Origin of the sequence: Streptomyces sp. NPDC002130 (assembly GCF_040296465.1) — a bacterium.
Lineage (GTDB): Bacteria > Actinomycetota > Actinomycetes > Streptomycetales > Streptomycetaceae > Streptomyces.
Window position 1 is genome coordinate 1 of the sequence record NZ_JBEOXI010001002.1, and the last position, 1,236, is coordinate 1,236.

The following is a 1,236-nucleotide window of genomic DNA, read 5'->3' on the forward strand; positions in this document are numbered from 1 at the left end:
AAGTGCTTCTGGGTCGGGGAGGCCACGCCGTACGCGGCGACCGTGCCGTAGACCATGCCGACCGCCCAGCCCGCGAGCAGGGCCCAGCGGTGGAAACCGGATCCGCAGTTGACTTACTGATCTTCGGGGCTGTGTGACGCGGAGCGTCTCGCCAGTTCGTCGACGAGTTCTCGGGTGCTGAGGGCGGACAGCGAAATCGGTTTGTCGTCCAGCCCTGATTCGTCGGGTGTCATGTATCCCGCGGCGACGAGAATTTCCTGTACGTGGACGTCGAAGACGCGGCACGCGGTTCTGATCGTGTCCTGCGTGGGAGGGCGTTTCGCGGACAGCCACCGACCGAGCTCCGAGGGGCGTATTCCCAGCGCACGCGCAGCATCGGCCACGTCTGTTTCTTGGCGAAGTTCCAGTTGATGCTTCACCCATTCCGAAAAACCGCTCATACCGGTCATAGTGCCTGAGTGCTGCGCGGTAAGCCAGCGCCGCCCCGGCGTATAAGCCACTGAACATCGATTCTGTGATCGTTCGGCAACCTTTCACTGCGATTCTCGCGTATCGGTAGTTAAGTTCTGTGACTGAAATGAGTGTTTACCGCAACCGTCTAGCTGTGTGTTTTCCGTGGAAATCCGGATTCGGGTGAAATTGCGGGTGAGATTGATCAGTAGACATAACTCACACCTGTGTAAAACGCGAGGCTCACGCTCTCAGGTGTTCAGACCGTGGAAGGTTTTTTCCCAGTACGACGGGTTTCGAATCAATTGATAGGTTCCCTTGATTGCCGCGATGCTCATGAGTACCCAGTACAACGGAGCAGTCAGACAGGCAACGAGGAGCATCGCGTTTCGCGTTTCGCGGCACGCCACGAGGTTCATGTAGAGAACGGCGGCATTTCCGAATGCCAGAGAGATCAGCGCGGGGAAATAGACGTAGTTGGGGAAGATCTGGTGGATGACTTCAGGTTGTCCGAGAATCCAGTCCAGGCTGATGAGCCAGAACACCATGTTCAAAGTGGCGACCACGGGTGTGCCGGCCATGAGAATTGTGAATCTGAGAAAGCCGATCGGGCCCAAACCACGCCACAATTTCACCGGCTGACGCATGTGAACGAGCCACGTCTGCAAATATCCCTTGTACCAACGCGATCGCTCCAGGATGGTGCGGCCGCCGGCCTGCTGGACCGGGTAGCGGGTCAGGAACCCGGTGTCGACCTCGAACCGGGTGACGAAGCCGGCGCCGTCG

1 protein-coding gene and 1 pseudogene are annotated in these 1,236 nt (G+C 58.5%); both read right to left on the reverse strand.

Going from position 1 to position 1,236, the window contains the following annotated elements:
• Positions 1-113: 113 nt before the first annotated feature.
• Entirely contained in the window at positions 114-449 is a 336-nt protein-coding gene (locus tag ABT116_RS47825) for a helix-turn-helix domain-containing protein (protein WP_095971922.1), read from the reverse strand.
• 252 nt (positions 450-701) lie between these two features.
• Positions 702-1,236, reverse strand: a pseudogene (locus tag ABT116_RS47830) (hypothetical protein); the annotation flags it as partial.

Excerpts from the sequence above, each read along its gene's own strand:
- ABT116_RS47825 (WP_095971922.1), bottom strand. The coding sequence starts at position 449 with ATGACCGGTATGAGCGGTTTTTCGGAATGGGTGAAGCATCAACTGGAA.